Origin of the sequence: Pseudomonas sp. G166, from assembly GCF_037027455.2 — a bacterium.
In the GTDB taxonomy this organism is placed as follows: domain Bacteria; phylum Pseudomonadota; class Gammaproteobacteria; order Pseudomonadales; family Pseudomonadaceae; genus Aquipseudomonas.
Genome location: NZ_CP146985.1, coordinates 2,792,145 through 2,811,325, shown reverse-complemented (window position 1 = coordinate 2,811,325; position 19,181 = coordinate 2,792,145). Strand labels below are relative to the sequence as shown.

At 59.8% G+C, this 19,181-nt stretch carries 19 protein-coding genes; 14 read left to right on the top strand and 5 right to left on the bottom strand.

What is annotated here, in order from left to right:
• Positions 1-97 precede the first annotated feature (97 nt).
• The 4 genes from SGN16_RS12710 to SGN16_RS12695 all read left to right on the top strand — a co-directional run bounded on the left by SGN16_RS12710 (position 98) and on the right by SGN16_RS12695 (position 4,137).
• Positions 98-421, top strand: a complete 324-nt coding sequence (locus SGN16_RS12710) for a PepSY domain-containing protein (protein ID WP_210644497.1) — start codon at positions 98-100, stop codon at positions 419-421.
• An 85-nt stretch (positions 422-506) separates the two neighbouring features.
• Positions 507-977: a DUF2271 domain-containing protein gene (locus SGN16_RS12705; protein ID WP_335944229.1), complete on the top strand. Its 471-nt coding sequence runs from the start codon at positions 507-509 to the stop codon at positions 975-977.
• 24 nt (positions 978-1,001) lie between these two features.
• The gene (locus SGN16_RS12700) at positions 1,002-3,182 is read left to right on the top strand and encodes a PepSY domain-containing protein (protein WP_335944228.1); all 2,181 of its coding nucleotides are present in this window, start codon (positions 1,002-1,004) and stop codon (positions 3,180-3,182) included.
• Positions 3,166-4,137 (top strand): FAD:protein FMN transferase, encoded by a 972-nt coding sequence (locus SGN16_RS12695; protein WP_335944227.1) that lies wholly within the window; start codon positions 3,166-3,168, stop codon positions 4,135-4,137. Before SGN16_RS12700 ends, SGN16_RS12695 begins: the two co-directional genes overlap by 17 nt.
• 81 nt (positions 4,138-4,218) lie before the next feature.
• Here SGN16_RS12695 and SGN16_RS12690 read toward each other — a convergent pair whose 3' ends face one another.
• Positions 4,219-5,208 carry an MBL fold metallo-hydrolase gene (locus tag SGN16_RS12690; RefSeq protein WP_335944226.1) on the bottom strand — a complete coding sequence of 330 codons (990 nt, stop codon included), beginning with the start codon at positions 5,206-5,208 and terminating at the stop codon, positions 4,219-4,221.
• Positions 5,209-5,461: 253 nt separating this feature from the next.
• On the opposite strand from SGN16_RS12690, the gene SGN16_RS12685 reads away from it, so the two are divergent.
• Together SGN16_RS12685 and SGN16_RS12680 are read left to right on the top strand one after the other, a co-directional pair.
• Positions 5,462-5,884, top strand: a complete 423-nt coding sequence (locus SGN16_RS12685) for an AraC family transcriptional regulator (protein WP_210644490.1) — start codon at positions 5,462-5,464, stop codon at positions 5,882-5,884.
• A gap of 37 nt (positions 5,885-5,921) precedes the next feature.
• Positions 5,922-7,265, top strand: a complete 1,344-nt coding sequence (locus SGN16_RS12680) for an OprD family porin (protein WP_335944225.1) — start codon at positions 5,922-5,924, stop codon at positions 7,263-7,265.
• 51 nt (positions 7,266-7,316) lie between these two features.
• Here SGN16_RS12680 and SGN16_RS12675 read toward each other — a convergent pair whose 3' ends face one another.
• The gene (locus SGN16_RS12675; RefSeq protein WP_335944294.1) at positions 7,317-8,243 is read right to left on the bottom strand and encodes a transcriptional regulator GcvA; all 927 of its coding nucleotides are present in this window, start codon (positions 8,241-8,243) and stop codon (positions 7,317-7,319) included.
• A gap of 118 nt (positions 8,244-8,361) precedes the next feature.
• Between SGN16_RS12675 and gstA the strand changes: the two genes are divergently transcribed.
• A complete protein-coding gene (gstA, locus tag SGN16_RS12670; RefSeq protein WP_335944224.1) occupies positions 8,362-8,973 on the top strand; it encodes a glutathione transferase GstA in 612 nt (203 codons plus the stop codon).
• Here gstA and SGN16_RS12665 read toward each other — a convergent pair.
• Positions 8,962-9,903 (bottom strand): LysR substrate-binding domain-containing protein, encoded by a 942-nt coding sequence (locus tag SGN16_RS12665; protein WP_335944223.1) that lies wholly within the window; start codon positions 9,901-9,903, stop codon positions 8,962-8,964. The two genes, gstA and SGN16_RS12665, sit on opposite strands and share 12 nt — an antisense overlap.
• Before the next feature lie 93 nt (positions 9,904-9,996).
• On the opposite strand from SGN16_RS12665, the gene SGN16_RS12660 reads away from it, so the two are divergent.
• Together SGN16_RS12660 and SGN16_RS12655 are read left to right on the top strand one after the other, a co-directional pair.
• Positions 9,997-10,980 (top strand): EamA/RhaT family transporter, encoded by a 984-nt coding sequence (locus tag SGN16_RS12660; RefSeq protein WP_335944222.1) that lies wholly within the window; start codon positions 9,997-9,999, stop codon positions 10,978-10,980.
• Positions 10,981-11,059: 79 nt separating this feature from the next.
• Positions 11,060-11,458, top strand: coding sequence for a VOC family protein (locus SGN16_RS12655; RefSeq protein WP_210644479.1), 399 nt, complete (start codon positions 11,060-11,062; stop codon positions 11,456-11,458).
• A 92-nt stretch (positions 11,459-11,550) separates the two neighbouring features.
• On the opposite strand, the gene SGN16_RS12650 is transcribed toward SGN16_RS12655, so the two are convergent.
• Positions 11,551-12,321 (bottom strand): EAL domain-containing protein, encoded by a 771-nt coding sequence (locus tag SGN16_RS12650; protein WP_335944293.1) that lies wholly within the window; start codon positions 12,319-12,321, stop codon positions 11,551-11,553.
• A 142-nt stretch (positions 12,322-12,463) separates the two neighbouring features.
• A complete protein-coding gene (locus tag SGN16_RS12645; protein ID WP_210645232.1) occupies positions 12,464-12,718 on the bottom strand; it encodes an Lpp/OprI family alanine-zipper lipoprotein in 255 nt (84 codons plus the stop codon).
• A 241-nt stretch (positions 12,719-12,959) separates the two neighbouring features.
• Here SGN16_RS12645 and SGN16_RS12640 point away from each other — a divergent pair, with 241 nt between their 5' ends.
• From SGN16_RS12640 to SGN16_RS12620, 5 genes are all read left to right on the top strand, one after another.
• Complete coding sequence (locus SGN16_RS12640) at positions 12,960-13,607, top strand: BON domain-containing protein (protein ID WP_335944221.1); 648 nt, start codon at positions 12,960-12,962, stop codon at positions 13,605-13,607.
• Between the two features lie 81 nt (positions 13,608-13,688).
• The gene (ftsH, locus tag SGN16_RS12635; protein WP_335944220.1) at positions 13,689-15,518 is read left to right on the top strand and encodes an ATP-dependent zinc metalloprotease FtsH; all 1,830 of its coding nucleotides are present in this window, start codon (positions 13,689-13,691) and stop codon (positions 15,516-15,518) included.
• A 477-nt stretch (positions 15,519-15,995) separates the two neighbouring features.
• A complete protein-coding gene (fnr, locus tag SGN16_RS12630) occupies positions 15,996-16,748 on the top strand; it encodes a fumarate/nitrate reduction transcriptional regulator Fnr (RefSeq protein WP_335944219.1) in 753 nt (250 codons plus the stop codon).
• A 137-nt stretch (positions 16,749-16,885) separates the two neighbouring features.
• Entirely contained in the window at positions 16,886-18,379 is a 1,494-nt protein-coding gene (gene arcD, locus SGN16_RS12625) for an arginine-ornithine antiporter (protein ID WP_210644471.1), read from the top strand.
• 90 nt (positions 18,380-18,469) lie between these two features.
• The gene (locus SGN16_RS12620; RefSeq protein ID WP_335944218.1) at positions 18,470-19,006 is read left to right on the top strand and encodes an Hsp20/alpha crystallin family protein; all 537 of its coding nucleotides are present in this window, start codon (positions 18,470-18,472) and stop codon (positions 19,004-19,006) included.
• The last annotated feature ends 175 nt before the right edge of the window (positions 19,007-19,181 follow it).

The following is a 19,181-nucleotide window of genomic DNA, read 5'->3' as shown; positions in this document are numbered from 1 at the left end:
TTATCCGCCTTACCTGACGTGAATCTGAAGATTCAGCTGGTTGTCAGGAATGCGCCGTAGGGTAGGCCAACGAAGAAACCCCGGCAGGAGACAGATCATGAAACCAGGCTTTATCGCCAGCACCGCGCTGGTGAGTGTGCTGATCAACGGCTACGCCTTGGCCGATGACGACTGCAGCGAACCGGTCAGCGACTGGCAACCACGGGAAACCTTGCGCCAGCAGGTAGAGCAGCGATACGGCTGGAGCGTGCAGCGCATCAAGGTCGATGACGGTTGCTACAAGCTCAAGGGCCTGGACCGCAAAGGCAATGTCATCGAAGCCCGTTACTCACCGGCGTCGCTGCATCTGCGCAAGCTCGAGATCTACTTCCGCGACGATGACGACGCCAGGGATTACCTCGACCGTGCGACCACACCGTGACATTTCGACACGCTTGCCCGGCCTTTCAGGTTGCTGTCAGCAAGCCGTTACAGGCTCTGGACCTAACGATTAAAAGGACAACCCCATGAAAAAGATTATCGCTGCAACCTGCCTCGCTGGCGCCATCGTCCTGCCGGGGCTGGCTCAGGCCCGCGAGGTGACGCTGACGACCGCGCTCAAGCGCTACAGCGGAAATGATGCCTACCTGGCGATCTACCTCACGGACGCCAGCGGCCAATATCAGAAAACCCTCTGGGTGGCCGGCAAGAAGGCCAAGTACTACAAGCACCTGGCCGACTGGGCCCGTGGCAGCAAGATGAGCCCGAGCGAGTTCGACGGTGTCAGCGGCGCCAGTGTCGGCAGTGGAGACACGCTCAAAGTCAGCGTCGAGCTGGCAGACACCCTGATCGACGCCGGGTATCAAATCCGTATCGACAGTGCCGTGGAGGACAAACGCGATGCTCGGGCCGATGTCATCGTGCCCCTGACGACTGAAGGCGCGGGCAAGCCGGCGGCGGGTAATACCTACGTCGAATCCTTTATTTACGATTTGTAGCACCTACCTTTTCGGAGGCCGAACATGCTTCGCCAGCTCCACTCCCTGCCCGGCTTGATCGCCGCCGTGTTGGTCATGCTCTTGGCCATCAGCGGCGCGATATTGTCTGTCGATCCGGCCCTGGAGCGCCTGAACGGCACCACCACTACGGCCGGGCAAGTCAATGTCGGACAGTTGGCCGGACGCGTTGCCAGCCACTTTCCGGGCGTGGAGCAGATCCAGCGCACAGCGTCCGGGACCGTCATCGTCTACTTCAATCAGGCCGGCCAGGTCGGGGCCGAAAAGGTCGACCCAATGACCGGGCAAGGCCTGGCTCCCTACGAACCTTCCGCTTTCTCGCGCTGGATGAAAGACTTGCACCGTTCGCTGTTTCTTGGCACACCGGGCCACGGGGTGGCGGGCGTCGGCGCGCTGTTCATGCTGATGCTGTCAGTGTCCGGAGCGCTGTTGCTGGTCCGGCGGGTGGGCGGCTGGCGCAACCTGCTGCGGCCATTGCAGGGCAATTTCAGCCAGCGCTGGCACGCGCAGGTTGGGCGCCTGGCGTTACTTGGCCTGCTGTTATCGGCACTGAGCGGGCTCTACATGTGTGCCACGACCTTCGACTTCATCGCCGACGGCAGTCAGGGCGAGCCCGCATTTCCCGACCACATCAGCGCAGGCCCGGCCTTGCCGGTGGCGAACCTGCAAGCGTTGCAGGCCACCGACCTCAATGACCTGCACGAGCTCGTCTATCCCAGCCCGAATAATCCGCAAGACGTGTTTTCCCTGCGCACGGCCCAGGGCGACGGCTACGTGGACCCGGTCAGCGGCACCCTGCTGTCCTATCAAGCCCATGACTCGATGCACAACGTCTACGAATTGATCTATCAGTTGCACACCGGTGAAGGGCTCTGGTGGCTGGGCCTGTTGCTGGGCCTCTGTGCCCTCTGCGTGCCCTTGATGAGCATCACCGGCATTCTGATGTGGTGGCGCCGCCGGCAGGCCGGGCCGAACATCCGCCATAACAGCGCTGCGCAAGCCGCCGACAGCGTGATATTGGTGGGCACTGAGACCAACACTACCTGGGGCTTTGCCAACGCCTTGCATGATGCCTTGCACCAGGCCGGTCACCGCGTGCATAGCGCGGTGATGAATCAATACGCCAACCACTACACCAACGCTCAACGGGTATTCATCCTCACTGCGACCCACGGTGACGGCAATGCTCCGGCCTCGGCTTCGCAATTCCTGGCACGGCTGGCCGAAGCCGGGCTCAAACCTGGCCAGCCGTTTGCCGTGCTGGGCTTTGGTGACCGACAGTTTGCGCAGTTCTGTCAGTTTGCCCATCAGGTGCAGGCAGCCCTGGTGCAGGCCGGTGGCGCGCCGTTGATGGGCATGGAAACCATCAATCGCCAATCCTCCCAGGAGTTTGCTCGTTGGGGCCACGCCTTGGGTGAAGTGCTGGGGCGCGACCTGACGCTGGTCCACACCCCGCAGCAGCCACAAACCCATCAACTGGTGCTGGCCGAACGCATTGCCTATGGCGAGCAGGTGGATGCACCCACACACGTACTGCGGTTCAAGGCGACCGGAAAGTTGCCGGACTTTGAAGCCGGAGATCTGGTGGGCATTGTGCCGCCGGGCAGCCCTGTCCCACGTTTCTATTCCCTGGCCTGCGATTCACAGGACGGCGTGTTGGAGATCTGTGTCCGCAAACACAAAGGCGGCGTGTGCTCGGAATATCTTCACGGCTTGCACATCGGCGCGCCGATCCAAGCCTTTATCCAGCCGAACCCACAATTTCGCCCCGCGTCGGGCGCTCATCCGGTGATCCTGATCGGCGCCGGTACCGGCATCGGGCCCTTGACCGGTTTCATCCGCAATAACAAGGCCCACCACCCCATGCACTTGTATTGGGGCGGGCGCAATCCGACCTCGGATTTCCTTTACGAGTCCGAGCTGAACAACTATTTGGCGGACCACCGTCTCACTGCGTTGCACGCGGCCTTTTCCCAGGTCAGGGACCGTTCTTACGTGCAAGACCGGCTCATCAGCGACGCCCTGATCTTGCGCCGGCTGATTGAGAAAGGCGCCCAGGTATTGGTATGCGGCGGTCGCGAGATGGCCAAGGGGGTGATGCAGGCCCTGGATGAAGTACTGGCACCGCTCAACCTGAACGTGCGGGCCCTCAAGGCACAAGGACGCTATCGTGAAGACGTCTACTGAATTGCAGCGCTACAGCCTGAACGGCGAGACCATGGGCAGCCGCTACACCGCACTGTTCTATGCCGAAACCGAACTCGACATCCGCCCGATCAGCCACAGCCTGGCGCGCGCCGTGGCCCGGGTGGACCAGCAAATGTCGACCTGGAAACCCGACTCCGATCTCAGTTGCCTCAACGCCGCACCTTTGCAGAAGTGGATAGCAGTACCCGAGGAATTGGCCACGGTCCTGTCTGCGGCGTTGCGCGTCAGCCGGCAGTCGGGCGGCGCCTTCGACATCGCCGTCGGCGATCTGGTCGCCGCCTGGGGCTTCGGCCCCGGCGAACGATCGATCACCGAACTGGCGCACGATGGGTTGCCCGCACCCACTCGACGCTCGACCAGTGCAGCACTGATCGTTGATTCCCAACGCAACCAAGTACGCAAACAGGCACGGCTGAACCTCAATTTGAACGGCATTGCCAAAGGCTTTGGGGTCGATGAGCTGGCCCGCTGCCTGGATGGGTTTGGTATCACGCGCTACCTGGTAGGCATTGACGGAGAAATGCGCGCCCGCGGCAGCAAACCTGACGCGCAGCCTTGGGTCGTGGCCATGGAAAAGCCCTGTCGAGGCGTGCGTGAAGTCATGGGGGTGATGGAACTCAGCGACGCCGCCATCGCCACCTCCGGGGATTACCGACACTGGGTCGACATCAGGGGGCAGTCCTTCGCCCACACGATGAACCCGACCACAGGAGCCCCCCTGTGCAACGCCCTCGCGGCCGTCACGGTGGTGTCGAACTCATGCATGCTTGCCGACGCCTGGGCCACAGCGCTGATGGTCCTGGGCGAAACCCACGGCCCGCGCTTGGCACAAGAGCGCGGTATGGACGCATTGTTCGTCGTGCGCGACGGTTCACAGCTCAAGGAAATATCCATTGTCGGTGGACAGCTGCAGGCTCAGGTCCAAACGCGCTGACGCCGAGTCTCGGGTGTTGAGGATGGGCAGTTGCTCCGACAGTGGAGCACGGCCTGTTTTATCGGCGCAAGCAATCGGACTTCATTCGATCATCGGCACCTTGGCGGCTCGCTGATAAGGTCCGTACTCGACCGGTACCCACTGAAAGTGCCCGCCCACCGCGCTGATATGCCCTATCCCTGGAAACGGCAGATGCGCCGCCGTCACCCAGGTCTTGGTGGTGGCCGCTTCATTGAACACCTTGGCCCGGCTCTTGATCGCCCGTCGATTGTCGACATCGAAACGAATCGATACTTCGGGATGCTCGAACTGCACCGCCAAGTTATGCACCAGGTCGCCCATGAACAGGATGCTCTGGCCTTGCGAGGTAAAACGGTACGTAGTGCTGCCCGGCGTATGCCCAGGCTCCAGTTCGGCATCGACCCCAGGCACCGGCGACTGGCCGCTGGCAAAGGTCTTGAAACGACCGGCCGCTACGTAGGGGGCGGTGGACGCCTGAGCGATCTTGAAGAACTCCCGGGCACCGATGGGGGCCTTCGCCAACGCCTGGGGATCGAGCCAGTAATCGGCTTCTGCCTTCGCCGCGTAGACCGTGGCGTTGGCGAACAGCGGTTGCTGCTTGTCGTCGACCAGCCCGCATACGTGATCCAGGTGCAAATGGGTGAGCAGGATGGCATCGACTTGCTCCGGGCGATAACCGGCGGCCTGCATGTTCGCCAAGAGCATACCCGCCGTGGCGCCGATGCACTGGCCGGCACCGGTGTCCACCAGGATCAGTTGCCTGCCGGTATTGACCAGAAAAGCATTGAACGCGGTCTGTACCCCCGGCGTTTCAATCGAACGGCGGGCGAGCAAGGCGCGGATCTGGCTTTGGCTCAGGCCTTCGAGCAGCTTGGGCGACAGATCGTTGTAGCCGTCGAACAGCGCCGTCACTTCGTAGTCGCCCACCGCCAAGCGGTAGTAACCGGGGACTTGAGTGGCCTGGAGCGGCGCCTGGGCCAGGGCGCCCAGCGAGGTCAGCGCCAATGCCAGGCCCGCTCCGCGCAGTGCGCAGACCAGAGAATGCTTCATACCTTCACCTTCACCGAGTCAGAAGAACGGCCACTCACCCACCAGCCGGAGAAGGTCATCATGCACTCGCCTCACCGCGCAAAAATTGCAGCCATGTGCTGAGTACCTAAACGCAATTAACAACGTTTAACTCGCACGTTTGCGCCCCGCATCCAAGAATGAAGCCCTCTGCTCAGACCTGTTTTCTCAAGCGGGAAGCTGCCAGCCACCGTGCGGTGTGCCGGATATTTCCCACTGACACGGAATTTTTGTCATGGCTCATCCATCGCACACCACCGTCAGGGCCCCCATCAAGCCAACGCGCAAAACCAGCACCGGTGGCCTGTCTCCCTGGCGCGAAAACCTGGTCAAGAAAATGATTCTGGACGGTCTGAGCGACACCCTGGAAATTGCCGAACTGGCCAAGGCCTGCGCCCTGTCCCGCAGTCATTTCTCCCGAGCCTTCAAGTGCAGCACCGGCCTGTCCCCACAGGCCTGGATCCGTGGCCAGCGCATCGCCCGGGCCAAACAACTGATCCGGGAAACCGACTTGACGCTGACGCAAATCAGCCTGGAATGCGGGTTCTGCGACCAGGCGCACTTCTGCCACATCTTCACCCACAGCGAAGGCATCAATCCATTTGCCTGGCGGTGTCGGGAATTGCGTGCTCAACCATACGCACCCGGCTGCGCGTAACCCCCCTCGCCCGCCCCTTTTCATACGGAAACGAAGCATGTCGCCTGCACCACAACACTCAACTGCCACCCTGAGGCCGCTCTGGCTGCTTGCACTGCTCACAGGCAGCGCCGGGCCGGCAATGGCAGCGGAACCCGCACAAAGCGCACCTGGCTTTCTCGACGGGGCAACGCTTGAAATCCTCAGCCGCAACTTCTACCTCAACAATGACTATCGCACCCAGGCCCCGGCAGGCAAAAGCTACAAACAGGAATGGGCCCAAGGCTTCATCGCTTCGTTCGAGTCCGGTTTCACCCCTGGCACAATCGGCGTAGGCGTCGATGCCCACGCTTTCCTGGGGTTGAAACTGGACGGCGGCAAGGGGCACTCCGGGACGGGATTATTGCCCTTGGATGAGGATGGGCGAAGCGAAGACCAGTACTCCAGCGCGGGTGGCGCGCTGAAACTCAACGCTTCACGGACCACCCTGGCCATCGGCGAAATGACCGTGCAGAGCCCGGTATTCGACACCGCAGACAAGCGCCTGCAGCCGGAATACGCCAGCGGCCTGCTGCTCTCCAGCCATGAGTTCGAAGGGGTCGACCTGCAAGCGGGACACTTCAGCGCGTTCAAGAATCAGGACGCCTCGACCAGCGAGGGCGATTTTTCCGGTTACGGGGCGACCACGCGCCACGGCGCCATCGACTTCATCGGCGCCGACCTGCTGAGCGGCCAAGCCCTCGGTGGCGCGCTCTACGCCTCCGAACTGAGCGATACCTGGCGCCAGTACTACGCCAACCTGCACACCACGCTTGGCGAGCTGTTCCTCGACGGCAACCTCTACCACACCCGCGACGATGGCAAGGCCGTCGCCGGGGCCATCGACACCACCGCCTATAGCCTGAGTGGCAAATACCGGCTCAATGCCCAGGCGTTCACCCTGGCCTATCAGAAAATCAACGGCGACACGCCCTTCGATTTCGTCGGCGGCGACTCCATCTACCTGGCCAACTCGATCAAATATGCCGACTTCAACGGCCCGGGCGAGCGCTCATGGCAAGCGCGCTACGACCTCGACCTGGGCACCTTAGGCATCCCCGGCCTGAGCTTCATGGCCCGCTATGTGACGGGACGCGGGATCGACGGCAGCCATGCCCCACAAGGCGGTGCCTACAATCCGTTCGATAGCGACACCGGCAACTACCGTCCACAGCAAGGGGACGGCGGGCGCCATTGGGAGCGCGACCTGGACCTGCACTACATCGTGCAGTCAGGCCCGGCCAAGGACCTGTCCCTGCAACTGTCCCACGTCAGCCATCGCGCCAACAGCAGCCAGGGCGGCGATGACATCGACCGGCTGTATATCGTCATCCAGTACCCGCTCAAGCTGGGGCCGTTCTAACCCGCCATAGCGGATACGAAATAGGCTATCCGTTATGTACGCACGCTCGAGTCAACTCAGTACTTCACTGATTTTCGGCGTATCCGAGCGACTCACCAGGTCCATCAACCAGGTTCTAAACGCCTGCACTTTTTCCGAGTTGGCCGATTCAAGCGGTGTCACGAGGTAGAAGCCCAGATCCGACTTCAACCTCAGATTGAACGGGGCCACCAACCGTCCCGCTTTCAGGTCGTCATCGACGTAGCTCGAGCGCCCAATGCAGACACCCAAACCGTCGATGGCCGCCTGCACGGCCATCATGGCGAGGTCGAATGTCAGCCGAGCGTCTTCGGCAAATTTGGTCGGTTGCCCTGCCGCACTCAGCCATAGGTTCCAGTCATTACAGGTCATCCCGCTGACTTGCAGCAATGTCTGATTGGCTAAATCAGCGGGGCTGCTCAACGCATTGCGGCCCTCCAGCAACGTGGGACTGCACACTGGAAAAATCTCATCGGCCATCAACCAGTCAGCACGCAAGCCTTTCCAGTCACCGAAGCCGTAGCGAATCGCCGCGTCAATTCCACCCTTGCGAAAGTCCACCAGCTCGGTGGAGGCCGTCACGCGCACGTCGATATCGGGAAATGCCTCCTGGAAAGACGCCAATCGCGGCAACAGCCATTTGGAGGCCAAGGACACCAGGGTACTGATCGTCAGCACGCTGTTATTCCCGCTGTCCAGCAGTCGCTCCGTGGCACAGCGAATCTCATGAAATGCTGAGCTTATTCCTGGCAAGTAAGCCTGGCCTTCATTGGTCAGGGCCAGGCCGTCCTTGAGTCGCAGGAACAATCGGACGCCGAGCTCATCTTCGAGTCGCCGGATTTGATGACTTACGGCTGTTTGGGTGACGCTCAGTTCGTCTGCCGCCTTGGTGAAACTCATGTGCCTGGCAGCACACTCGAAAGCTTTCAAGCCGTTAAGAGAGGGGGTTCTGGCGGCCATATTATTTGCAGCACTCATGACATTTTGTCATACGCTAGCACCCAATAAGTCCTTTGCAAAATGAACCCGCTCTCACCGACTCTGGAGGCGTCGAAACTATCGTGCGTGAGGAAATACCGTGAAATTGTACTTTGCCCCCATGACTTGTTCATTGTCCCCGCACATCGTGCTGCGAGAACTGGGCATCGCCTTTGAATTGGTCCGGGTCAACAACCAGACCAAGCAGACCGCTGACGGGCAGAACTTCCTGGACATCAATCCCAAAGGCTACGTCGCAGCCTTGCTATTGGATGACGGCGGCGTGCTGACCGAGGGGCCTGCCATCGTTCAGTACCTGGCCGATCTTGTTCCGGGCAACGCCCTGGCACCGGCCAATGGCACCTGGGAACGGGTACGCCTCCAGGAGTGGCTGAACTTCATCTCGTCGGAGATTCACAGCGGCTGTGCGCCACTGTTCAACCCCGATATTCCAGAGCCGACCAAGACCCTGTTCAAACAAAAACTGTTCAAGCGCCTTGACTACCTGAGCCTGGCGCTTGAAGAACGGGACTACCTGATGGGCACCTTTGGCCTGGCCGATGCTTACTTGTTCAGCGTGCTCAAATGGTTGCCGTTCTTCGATATCCAAATTGAAGACTGGCCGGTGCTTGCATCGTTCATGGCGCGAATCGAAGCACGTCCCAGCGTCCGGACTGCCATTGCCGCCGAAGCGGCAACTTCAGCGGTTTAACCGCGACTGACCGAAGCCGGCCTGACCATCAATTCCCAATTCACCTTCAAGCCAGTCGAGCAGCGCTCTCACCTCAACCCGACCTTCCCCGCCCGGCCGGCTGAATACCGATATCGCATCAGGCAAAGGGACGCTTTCTGCGCAAGGCCTGACCAACGCACCGCTCTCAAGCAGCCCTTGGGCGGTGCGCCGCCACCCGAGCGCGATACCATGCCCCTCGACCGCCGCCTGGAGCATCAAGGGGTAGCTATCGAACACCGAGCCCTTGGAGGCGTCGTCCAGCGATTGTCCAAACGCTTGGAGCCAGCCGTCCCACTGCATCCAATGCGGCGGCGTGGCGTGATAGTGCAAAAGGCTGTGGGACTGTAACTCACTGATTGGCAAGGTTTTGTGGATACGCAGGTAATGAGGACTGCATACGGGGAACACCTCGTCCGCGGCGGTGAACATCAAGCCATGAACGCCGCTGGGACGCCCCGTGCTTTGCAGGGCCACATCAAAATGCTCATTGAACTCAGTCAGCGGCCCGGTGGAGGTGGCCACCTGGATCTCGATTTGCGGGTATCGCTGATGGAACGTCGAGAGGCGCGGCATCAGCCAGTAGAACGCTTCGCATAATTGGCACAGTAAAACGACGCGATTCATACCTGGCGATTGGCGAAGGCTGACGGCGCTGGCGCTGATGCTTTGCAACGCGTTGCTCACCACACGTCCCAGCTCACGTCCTTCCCGGGTCAGGAAGACGGCGCGGTTGCGACGGCAGAAGAGCTTCAGCCCCAAGTCCTCTTCAAGCCCGCGAATCTGCCGACTGATCGCCGCTTGGGTGATGTGCAGCTCCTCGGCGGCTTTGGAAAAACTTTCCAAGCGCGCAGCCGCTTCGAAGGGCAACAAGCTGGCAAGCGGCGGCAATGACTTTCCAAGGCTATTCATAATCAGGGGTAATGCATCCAGGGCCGAGAACTCGTTTGTAGCATAGCTGCGACGCTGTGCAACATGAGCTGACTGCCTTATGGATATGCGTGAATGCCCACTACTGACTCGAACACCCTCGCCGGCGTGACCCTTGCCGTCGTCGCGACACTGAGCTGGGCCTTGAATTTCATTGCGCCTTACGTCACCGGTGACTACACGATCTACGATTTGATGATCATACGGTTCCTGATCGCCGGCGCGCTGGGCGTGGGTGTCGTGGTCCTTTATCGAACCCAACTTAAGCGTCTGCGTCGCAACCAACTGTTTCGTGGTGCAAGCCTCGGAGTCATCGGGTACCTCGGTTACAGCACCTGCATTGCCGCAGGCGTCATTTTTGGCGGGCCGGTGCTGACCCCGGCGTTTATTGGCATGGTGCCGGTCTTGCTGGCATTGCTCGGCAACGCCACCCACAAAACCGTGCAATGGCGAAGACTGGCGATACCACTGGCTTTTTTAACGGGCGGGCTATTGCTGTCGAACATCGGCAGCATCAATCACTTTTCGACCGACGACGGTTCGTGGCTGCTGGGCTTGCTTTTCTCGATCGCTGCCGTGGTTTTGTGGCTGGTATTCAGTTGGTTGAGCCAGAGTGCCCAGGTCAACCTCCCGGCCAACGCATCAGGTGCCTGGACCGGGCTCATGTTGGTCGGCGGGGGAATCGGCACCTTGTGCTTGTTACCGGTGGTGCAGGCGCTTGATCTTCTCAAGCTCCCGAGCCTGGGTTTCAGGGGCTCCCTGGCGGGACACTTGTTTGCCTGGGGTTTCGTTATCGCGTTCATGTCGTCAGTTGTCGGGGCCTGGGCGTGGAACGCGGCCTCCCGGCGCCTCCCCATGGTGCTTTCCGGGCAGTTGATATCCCTGGAATCACTATTCGCCACGCTACTGGGCTTGGTGTTTCATCAGCGGTTGCCAACACTTTTAGAAGCGTTGGGTCTTGCTGGCGTGCTTGTGGGGGTAGTAATGGCTGTTCGTATCATCCTGACCGCCACTGCCCCCGATAGAAAAGCCTCGGCCGTCGGGCCATGCCTTGACTGAAACGCTGAAGCAAGCCCTTTCACCGTCAATCGTTTCGCGCCAAACTCCTTCGCTCTCATAGGCAAAATGGTGAATCATCATGATCTCTCATGTCTGTTTAGGTATCGCTGATTTTGACCGTGCCTTGGATTTCTACGCAGAGATAATGACCGGACTGGGTCTCAAATTGAAATTTTGCGACGCCGCCAAAGGCTGGGCTGGCTGGGTTTCAGAAACTTCTCCCCGGCCGATTTTCGTGATTGGAAAGCCCTTCGACGGTAAGGCAAACGCGCCCGGTAACGGTCAGATGGTGGCGCTACTCGCCCCGAGCAGAGAGATCGTCAGGAGCAGCCATGCAACGGCCCTGGCACTGGGCGGAACGTGTGAGGGAGCGCCGGGCTTGAGACCTCACTACCACCCCGACTATTACGGCGCCTACTTTCGGGACCTCGACGGCAACAAGCTGTGTGTCTGCTGCCATGATCCGGTAGCGGATTGATCTGTTGTCATAGAGCGATCTGTCGGCGCGCCACCAGGGCGGATCGCCGCTTTAATCCCGCGCGAAAGCCGTCCGACCGCGCAAACAAATGACTAATCGAAGCTGCCAGCCGAAAGCCGTCCGACCTCAGGCCGCGCATACAGATACCCCTGCATCAGTTCAACGCCCATGCCTGATAGCGTCGAGCTTTCTGCATGGGTCTCGACACCTTCGGCGATGACCAGAATCCCCAGGCGCCTGGCGACCAGGATGATGCCTTCAACGATCGCCTGTTTGACGGGGTCTTGATCGATAGTGCGAGTCAGGGCCATATCAATCTTCAGCACCTGGGGCTGGAACATGGCCAGCAGGTTAAGGCCCGAATAGCCAGAACCGAAATCGTCAATGGCGGTGGTGAAGCCTTGACGCTCGTACTCTACGAAAATGGCTTTGAGATGATCCGGGTCGTCCACCCTTTCGCCTTCGGTGACTTCGAACATGATCCTGTCCGGCGGGAAATTTGTCAGGCGCGCGGCTTCCAGGGTGGCCCGGATACAGGTCTCGGGCCGGTACACCGCGTTGGGCAGAAAGTTAATGCTCAGCAAGCAATTGGGGATGTCCAGAATGCCCAATCTTGCCGCTTCTTCGATGGCCTTCACGCGGCATGCCTGATCGAACCGGTAACGGTTATCATCGTTCACCAGCCCCAGAATGTAGCCTGCCGACTCGCCATTGATGCCCCTGACCAACGCCTCATAGGCAAACGCCGTACGTGTCCGGACGTTGAAGATCGGCTGAAAGGCCATGGTGAAATCAAACCCCAGTGCCTCATGGTTACGGCACTCGGCGCAACCGAGCGATTGGAACGCAGAGCCTTTCATCATGATCAGTCTTCCGTGGCGGGAATGGCGCGACTTTGCAGTTGCACAGAAGTGTAGCCATTCCCATTGGATCGGCATTGACCCGGGTTTCTGAAGTGCCAGGAAACCGAAGATCGCCGCGCCCCGCTCCGCGTACATCCACTGATTACTTGCGCATGGTCCTATCGGACATCCGAGTGGCGCGTATGCTGGCCTCTTCGGCGGTACGTTGGGTCTGCTCGGCAATGATCTCAGCCTGTTCAGCCTTCCTGTAGGCCTCATCCGCCCTGAGCCCTGCCGCAGCGGCGGTATTTTGCGCCGACTCCAATCGGGCATCCATTTCCTCGGTATTCCTATGACTGCACCCGGCAGTGGTCGCCAGGAAAATACTCATCGATACGACCGGCAAATATCTATTCATGGTCATCGCTATTTCCTCGGTTAAACGCGACAGGAAAAACGTCCAACAACGGGCCCGAGTATCTGACAACCCCCCCTGCCCACGCTGATATTTGTCAATTGCATGGTTCGTCCGACGACCCACACCGCGGCTCACTCGAACCTTGTTGACTTAGCTCAATGTCTTTGCAGCCCTCAGGCGTAGAAAAAGCAAACCGGGCGCGTGCGCCCCGCCTTTTCCTGATTACCTGGAGGACGCCGTGATGGACGACTTGACGCTGCGCAAGACCATTCTGGAAGAACTCGAGTTCCAACCTGACATCAACGCTGCAAATATCGGGGTGGCCGTGGACAACGGCGTGGTCACCCTCTCCGGTCATGTCAGCACTTACGCTCAGAAGATCAACGCCGAACGCGCAGTCAAAAGCATCAAAGGCGTGCGCGCCGTGGCTGAAGAAATCAAGGTTCGGCTGGATAAAGGCGCTGGCACGGCGGACGACACCATTGCCGCTCGCGCCTTGAAGATCATCAACTGGAGCTCGGACGTGCCCGAAGGCGACATAAAAGTCATCGTGCAGAACGGTTGGGTCAACCTGGAGGGTGAAGTCGATTGGCAGTACCAGAAGGAAACCGTGGAGCGGGCCGTGTTCAAGTTATCTGGCGTGGTCGGGGTAAATAACCGACTTACCCTGCGACCTCGAGTGGACGCCGGCAATATCCAGCGCCGTATCGAAGAAGCCCTTAAGCGCAGCGCCGAGGTGGATGCCCAGGGTATTCACGTCAAAGTCGACGGTGACGTGGTGAGGCTTGAAGGCAAGGTTCACCTATGGCGCCAGCGGCGGATAGCGGAACGAGCGGCTTGGTCGGTACCCGGTGTCAGGGAAGTGGACGATCATTTGCTGCTGGTCTGAGTTGCGGCACGGGGAGCCTGCAACCTCCCCGGTCATTCATGCACGGCCTGTTCATCCAAGGCCTTTTATTGAGTCGAGGCCATGAAAAAAACCCACCAGTGGAACCTGTCCTACTTCTTCATTGCGCTCATCGTGCTCAGCCTCGTGCAATTTTTGTTTTTTGAACGCCCCAGTGTGCAAATCATTCCATACAGCCAGTTTCTGCAGCTGTTGAACAATCAGAAGGTCAGTGATCTACGCGTCGAGAAAGAAAACATCAGCGGCAAATTGCAGGAACCGATTGAGGGTCACACGCTATTCTCCACCGTACGGGTCGATCCGGCGCTGGCGACGGACCTCGCCCATTCAGGGGTCGGCTTTACAGGCATCAACGAAAACACCTTTTTAAACGGATTGTTGGGCTGGTTGCTGCCCTTCATGCTGATCATGGTGATCTGGCATTTCCTGTTTCGCGGGCTGGCGGAGAAACAGGGCCTGGGCGGGCTCATGAACATAGGCAAGTCCCGAGCGAAGGTGTTCGTCGAGCGCGATACCGGGGTGACCTTCGCCGATGTCGCCGGTATCGACGAAGCCAAGACCGAGCTGGTGGAAATTGTCTCCTTCCTCAAGGACAAGGCGAAATATGCCCGCCTGGGCGCGCACATCCCCAAGGGGACGTTACTGGTCGGCCCTCCCGGCACCGGCAAGACCCTGGTCGCCAAAGCCATCGCCGGAGAAGCCGGCGTGCCCTTCTTCTCGATATCGGGCTCTGAATTCGTCGAGATGTTCGTCGGCGTCGGAGCGGCTCGCGTGCATGATTTGTTCGAACAGGCCCGGCAGGCAGCGCCCTGTATCATTTTTATCGATGAACTCGACGCGCTGGGCAAAATGCGTGGTGTCGGCGCTTTCGGTGGCAATGACGAGAAAGAACAAACCCTCAACCAATTGCTCTCAGAGCTCGATGGCTTCGACCCGCGTGAAGGGGTTGTGCTGCTCGCCGCGACCAACCGGCCTGAGGTGCTGGACCCGGCGTTGCTGCGAGCCGGACGGATCGACCGGCAGATTCTGATCGACCGCCCGGACCGTAAGGGTCGCCAGGCGATCCTCAAGGTCCATCTTCAGAAAATCCTCACTGGGCCGGACCTCGACAGTGAGCGTATCGCTGACATCACCACCGGTTTTACGGGTGCCGACCTGGCCAACCTGGTCAACGAAGCCGCCATCGTAGCCACCCGTCGCGGTGCCGAAGCGGTCAGCCTCGACGATTTCACGGCGGCCGTGGAGCGCATCATTGCCGGGGTTGAACGCAAGAGCAGCCTGCTGCACCCCGATGAACGCCAAGTGGTGGCCTATCACGAAATGGGCCATGCCCTGGCCGCCAGCAACCTCCCGGCCATGGACCCGGTCCACAAGGTTTCGATTGTGCCGCGCGCCATCGGCTCGCTGGGCTATACCTTGCAGCGTCCGACCGAAGATCATTTCCTCATCAGTTGCCAGATGCTCAAGGACCGCATGGTCGTGCTGATGGCCGGGCGGGCCGCAGAATCCCTGGTCTATGGCCAGATTTCCACCGGGGCCGCCGACGACTTGGCCCACGCGACGGATATCGCCCGCCAGTTGATCACCCGGTTTGGCATGAGCCCTGAGCTGGGCCAGGCCGTGCTGGAGCGCAAAAGCGCGACCTACCTGGGCGAACGCCTGCAAGACATCGGCGAAAAAGATTATTCGGAGCAAACAGCCAGGGAAATCGACCTGGGCATCCGTGCGTTGCTCGATGAAGCCTATCAACGCGCCAAGACCTTGCTCGAAAGTCGCCGGGCCGATCTGGACAGCGGAGCTCGTCTGCTATTGGAAAGAGAGACACTGACCCCTGAAGAGTTTGCCCCGCTCTTACCGACCAAGCGTCCGGTGGCGGCGCTGCGACTTCTTTGACAGCCCTCTTTTATGGGGCTGGCGAGCTACTGGGAAGGCGGTCCTGCGCGGTCTCTCGCTGCCAGGCTCGCTGCAACAACTCGACAACCACTTCATCCGGCCTGAGGAAAAATCCTCATACCCATAACCATTGAAACCAGGCATAAGCGGGCAAATCGCCTGATCCACTCGCTGCACAGCGCCTCCACCGTTTCAAGCGCAGCCACCGGCACCGCATGGATCGCCGCCATCATCTCTGAGTCATTGGAAAGCCTTCCCAGGTCACGATGCCCGTCATTTCGTCACGAACACATCCGCAGAATGGCCGTTGAATACGCCCCGTGCAGCTGGAAACGCTAGTGTGACGAGTTTGCTGCTGCGCGGTGCCGATTGCCTGCGAACTGAGCGCCAATCGACAGCCGGTATGCCTTTTGATGACAAAAAACAGGCGCGGTGGGATTGGTCTTCTATGATTGCTTCGTCAAAGGAGTTTTCCCAATGGCCGAGAGCGAACCTAGACTTCTGCGCGTACACGCGCTCAAAACCGCCTGTTCCAATTGCAGCGTGCTTGAGCTGTGCCTGCCCATAGGCCTGACGGGCGGTGAAGTCGAGCGCCTGGATACCCTGATCGCCCAGCGGGTGAAGGTCAAGAAGGGCGCGGCACTGTACCGCACCGGCGATCCGCTGCGCTCGTTGTATGCAGTGCGGCTAGGCTTCTTCAAGACCAGCGTCCTGTCGGTGGACGGTCGCGAACAGGTCACCGGGTTCCAGATGCCTGGCGAAATGCTCGGCCTGGACGCTATCAGCACCGATCATTACGCCTGTAATGCGATAGCCCTGGAAGACAGCGAGGTTTGCCCGATCCCTTTCAACAACCTGGAAAAACTTGCCCACGACCTGCCATCGCTGCAGCACAACCTTAATAAACTGTTGAGCCAGGAGATCGTGCGCGACCACAGCATGTTGTTGCTGCTCGGCAACATGAACGCCGATGAACGCCTGGCGGCGTTTCTCTTGAACCTGTCACAACGGCTGAACATGCGCGGCTATTCCTCCAGGGAGTTTGTACTGCGCATGAGCCGCGAAGCCATCGGCTCCTACCTGGGCCTGCGCCTGGAAACCATTTGTCGTGGCATCGCCCACCTGCGCCAAGAAGAACTGGTGGACATGCATGGACGCAACGTCACGATCCTGGACTTGCCCGGCCTCAAGCAAAAGGTTGCCGGTTGCCATCGTCACGCCGAACTCTGAAGTTCACCGCTGTACACCCTGCATGACCTCTGATCTAAATCAATGCCTCCTGATGCCTTTGCGCCGAGATTAATACCAGCGTTCGGACCTTCGCATGGGCGACGGTCTCGGACCTTTCGTCTCGTGGAGGCTCTATCATGGCAACGCACCTGCAAGGCACGGAACCGGTCATCCCGACCGTCACACCTCATCCTTTAGCTGGCAGTTTGCGAAAGGTCGAACCCAAACGTTTGTCGTTAAGCTTGCTGATCGCCCTGGTGGTCGGCTCGATGATCGGCAGCGGCATTTTCAGCCTGCCGCAGAACATGGCCGCCAGCGCGGGCGCCGGGGCGATCCTGATCGGTTGGCTGATCACCGGCGCGGGCATGCTGTCACTGGCCCTGGTCTATCAGATGCTCTCCAATCGTCAGCCTGAGCTCGATAACGGCGTGTTCGCTTACGCCCGGGCGCTGGGCGGCGAATTCCTCGGTTTCAATTCGGCCTGGGGCTACTGGATCAGCGCCTGGATCGGCAACGTCAGTTACCTGGTGATTCTGTTCGCCGCGCTCAGTTACTTTTTCCCGCTGTTCGGCGAAGGCAACAACAAAGCGGCCATTGCCGGCGCGTCTGTGGTGCTTTGGACGTTGCACTGGATGATCCTGCGCGGCATGCGCACCGCCGCCAAGGCGAACGCCCTGACCACCATAGCCAAGGTGGTGCCGCTGCTGTTGTTCGTTGGGCTGGTGATCGCCGGTTTCTCCAAGGACACCTTCCTGGTGGACTTTTGGGGTACGCCAGCTCTGGGCAGTACGCTGGATCAGGTCAAGAGCACCATGCTGGTGACGGTCTGGGTGTTTATCGGCATTGAAGGCGCCAATGTGTTTTCCGCCCGTGCCGCCGAACGGGCGGACGTGGGCCGGGCCACCGTGATCGGCTTTGTCTTGACGTTGCTGCTGCTGATTGCCGTTTCCCTGTTGTCGCTGGGTATCCTCAGACAACCCGAACTGGCCGCCCTGAAGAACCCGTCCATGGCGGGAGTACTGGAATCGGTGGCCGGCCCCTGGGGGGCGGTGCTGATCAGCATTGGCCTGATTGTGTCGGTGGGCGGCGCGTTGCTGGCTTGGACCCTGCTGGCCGCTGAATCGGTGTTCACCCCGGCCAAGGAAAAGGTCATGCCGCGTTTGCTGGCCTCGGAAAACCAGCAGGGTGCGCCCGCCAACGCGCTGTGGATCACCAATGGCTGCATCCAGTTGTTCCTGTTGTTGACGTTGTATTCGAGTGCCAGCTACCTGGCCCTCATTTCGCTCGCCACTTCGATGATCCTGCTGCCGTACCTGTTCAGCGGCCTGTATGCGCTGAAAATGACCTGGCAAGGCCAGACTTACGCCGGCCATCGCGGCCTGCAGCTGCGCGACATGGCCATCGCTCTGATCGCCACTGCCTATTGCGTCTGGCTGCTGTACGCCGCTGGTCCCCGGTACATGCTGCTCAGTGCCCTGCTCTACGCCCCTGGTTCGTTGATCTACCTGAGTGCTCAACGGGCCAGGACGGGCCACGCCCTGAACGGTTTCGGCTGGGCCCTGCTGCTGGTGATCTGGGTGGCGGCGATCTTCGCCGGTTGGATGCTCTGGTCCGGCCAGCTCTCGCTGTAAAAGCTTGCAAGCGTGCATTGACCCGTCCGGGAGCGGCCATTGGCAATGGCGCCAAGGGCCGTCCGGGCATCACCAAAGAGGAAAATCAAAATGTCCAATTCAGTGAAGAAAATGCCGGTCAACACCCAAGACAATGCTCAGCATCCCGCCAAGGCTGACCTCTGGCATCCGCTGGAAAAACTCCGTCAGCAGGTCGACCACCTGTTCGATGATTTCAACCGCGGGACCGGGCTTTCGCCCTTCAGTCGCGGGTTGTTCGATGTCGAGCCTTTCTGGCGCCGCGAGTTCGCCGCCAGCCTGCCGGCCGTGGACATCAGCGAAAAGGAGAAGAGCTTTGAAATCACTGCCGAACTGCCTGGCATGGATCAAAAGGACATCGAAATCCGCCTGGCCAATGGCAACCTGATCATCAAGGGGGAGAAAAAAGAAACCAAGGAAGAAAATAAAAAGGGTTATCACCTGTCCGAGCGCCATTACGGCTCCTTCGAAAGGGTGTTCAACCTGCCAAAAGGGATCGATAGCGACAAGATCGAAGCCCAGTACAGCAAAGGCGTGCTGACACTGACGCTGCCTAAAAAACCAGAAGCACTGAAAGCGGAAAAAGTCGTGCCGATCAAGGCTGACTGAAACGCTGGACACCCCTGCCCCTCGCCGGCCAACGACGAGGGGCTTTTTTTGGGCTGGGCTTATTTCAGGCTGACTACGTGGTTGCCGCTACCGGCCTCTTCGCGAGCAAGCTCCCACATTGGACGGCGGTGAAGATAAATCCTGCGACCACCACAAATCCCCAGTGGCAGCGAGC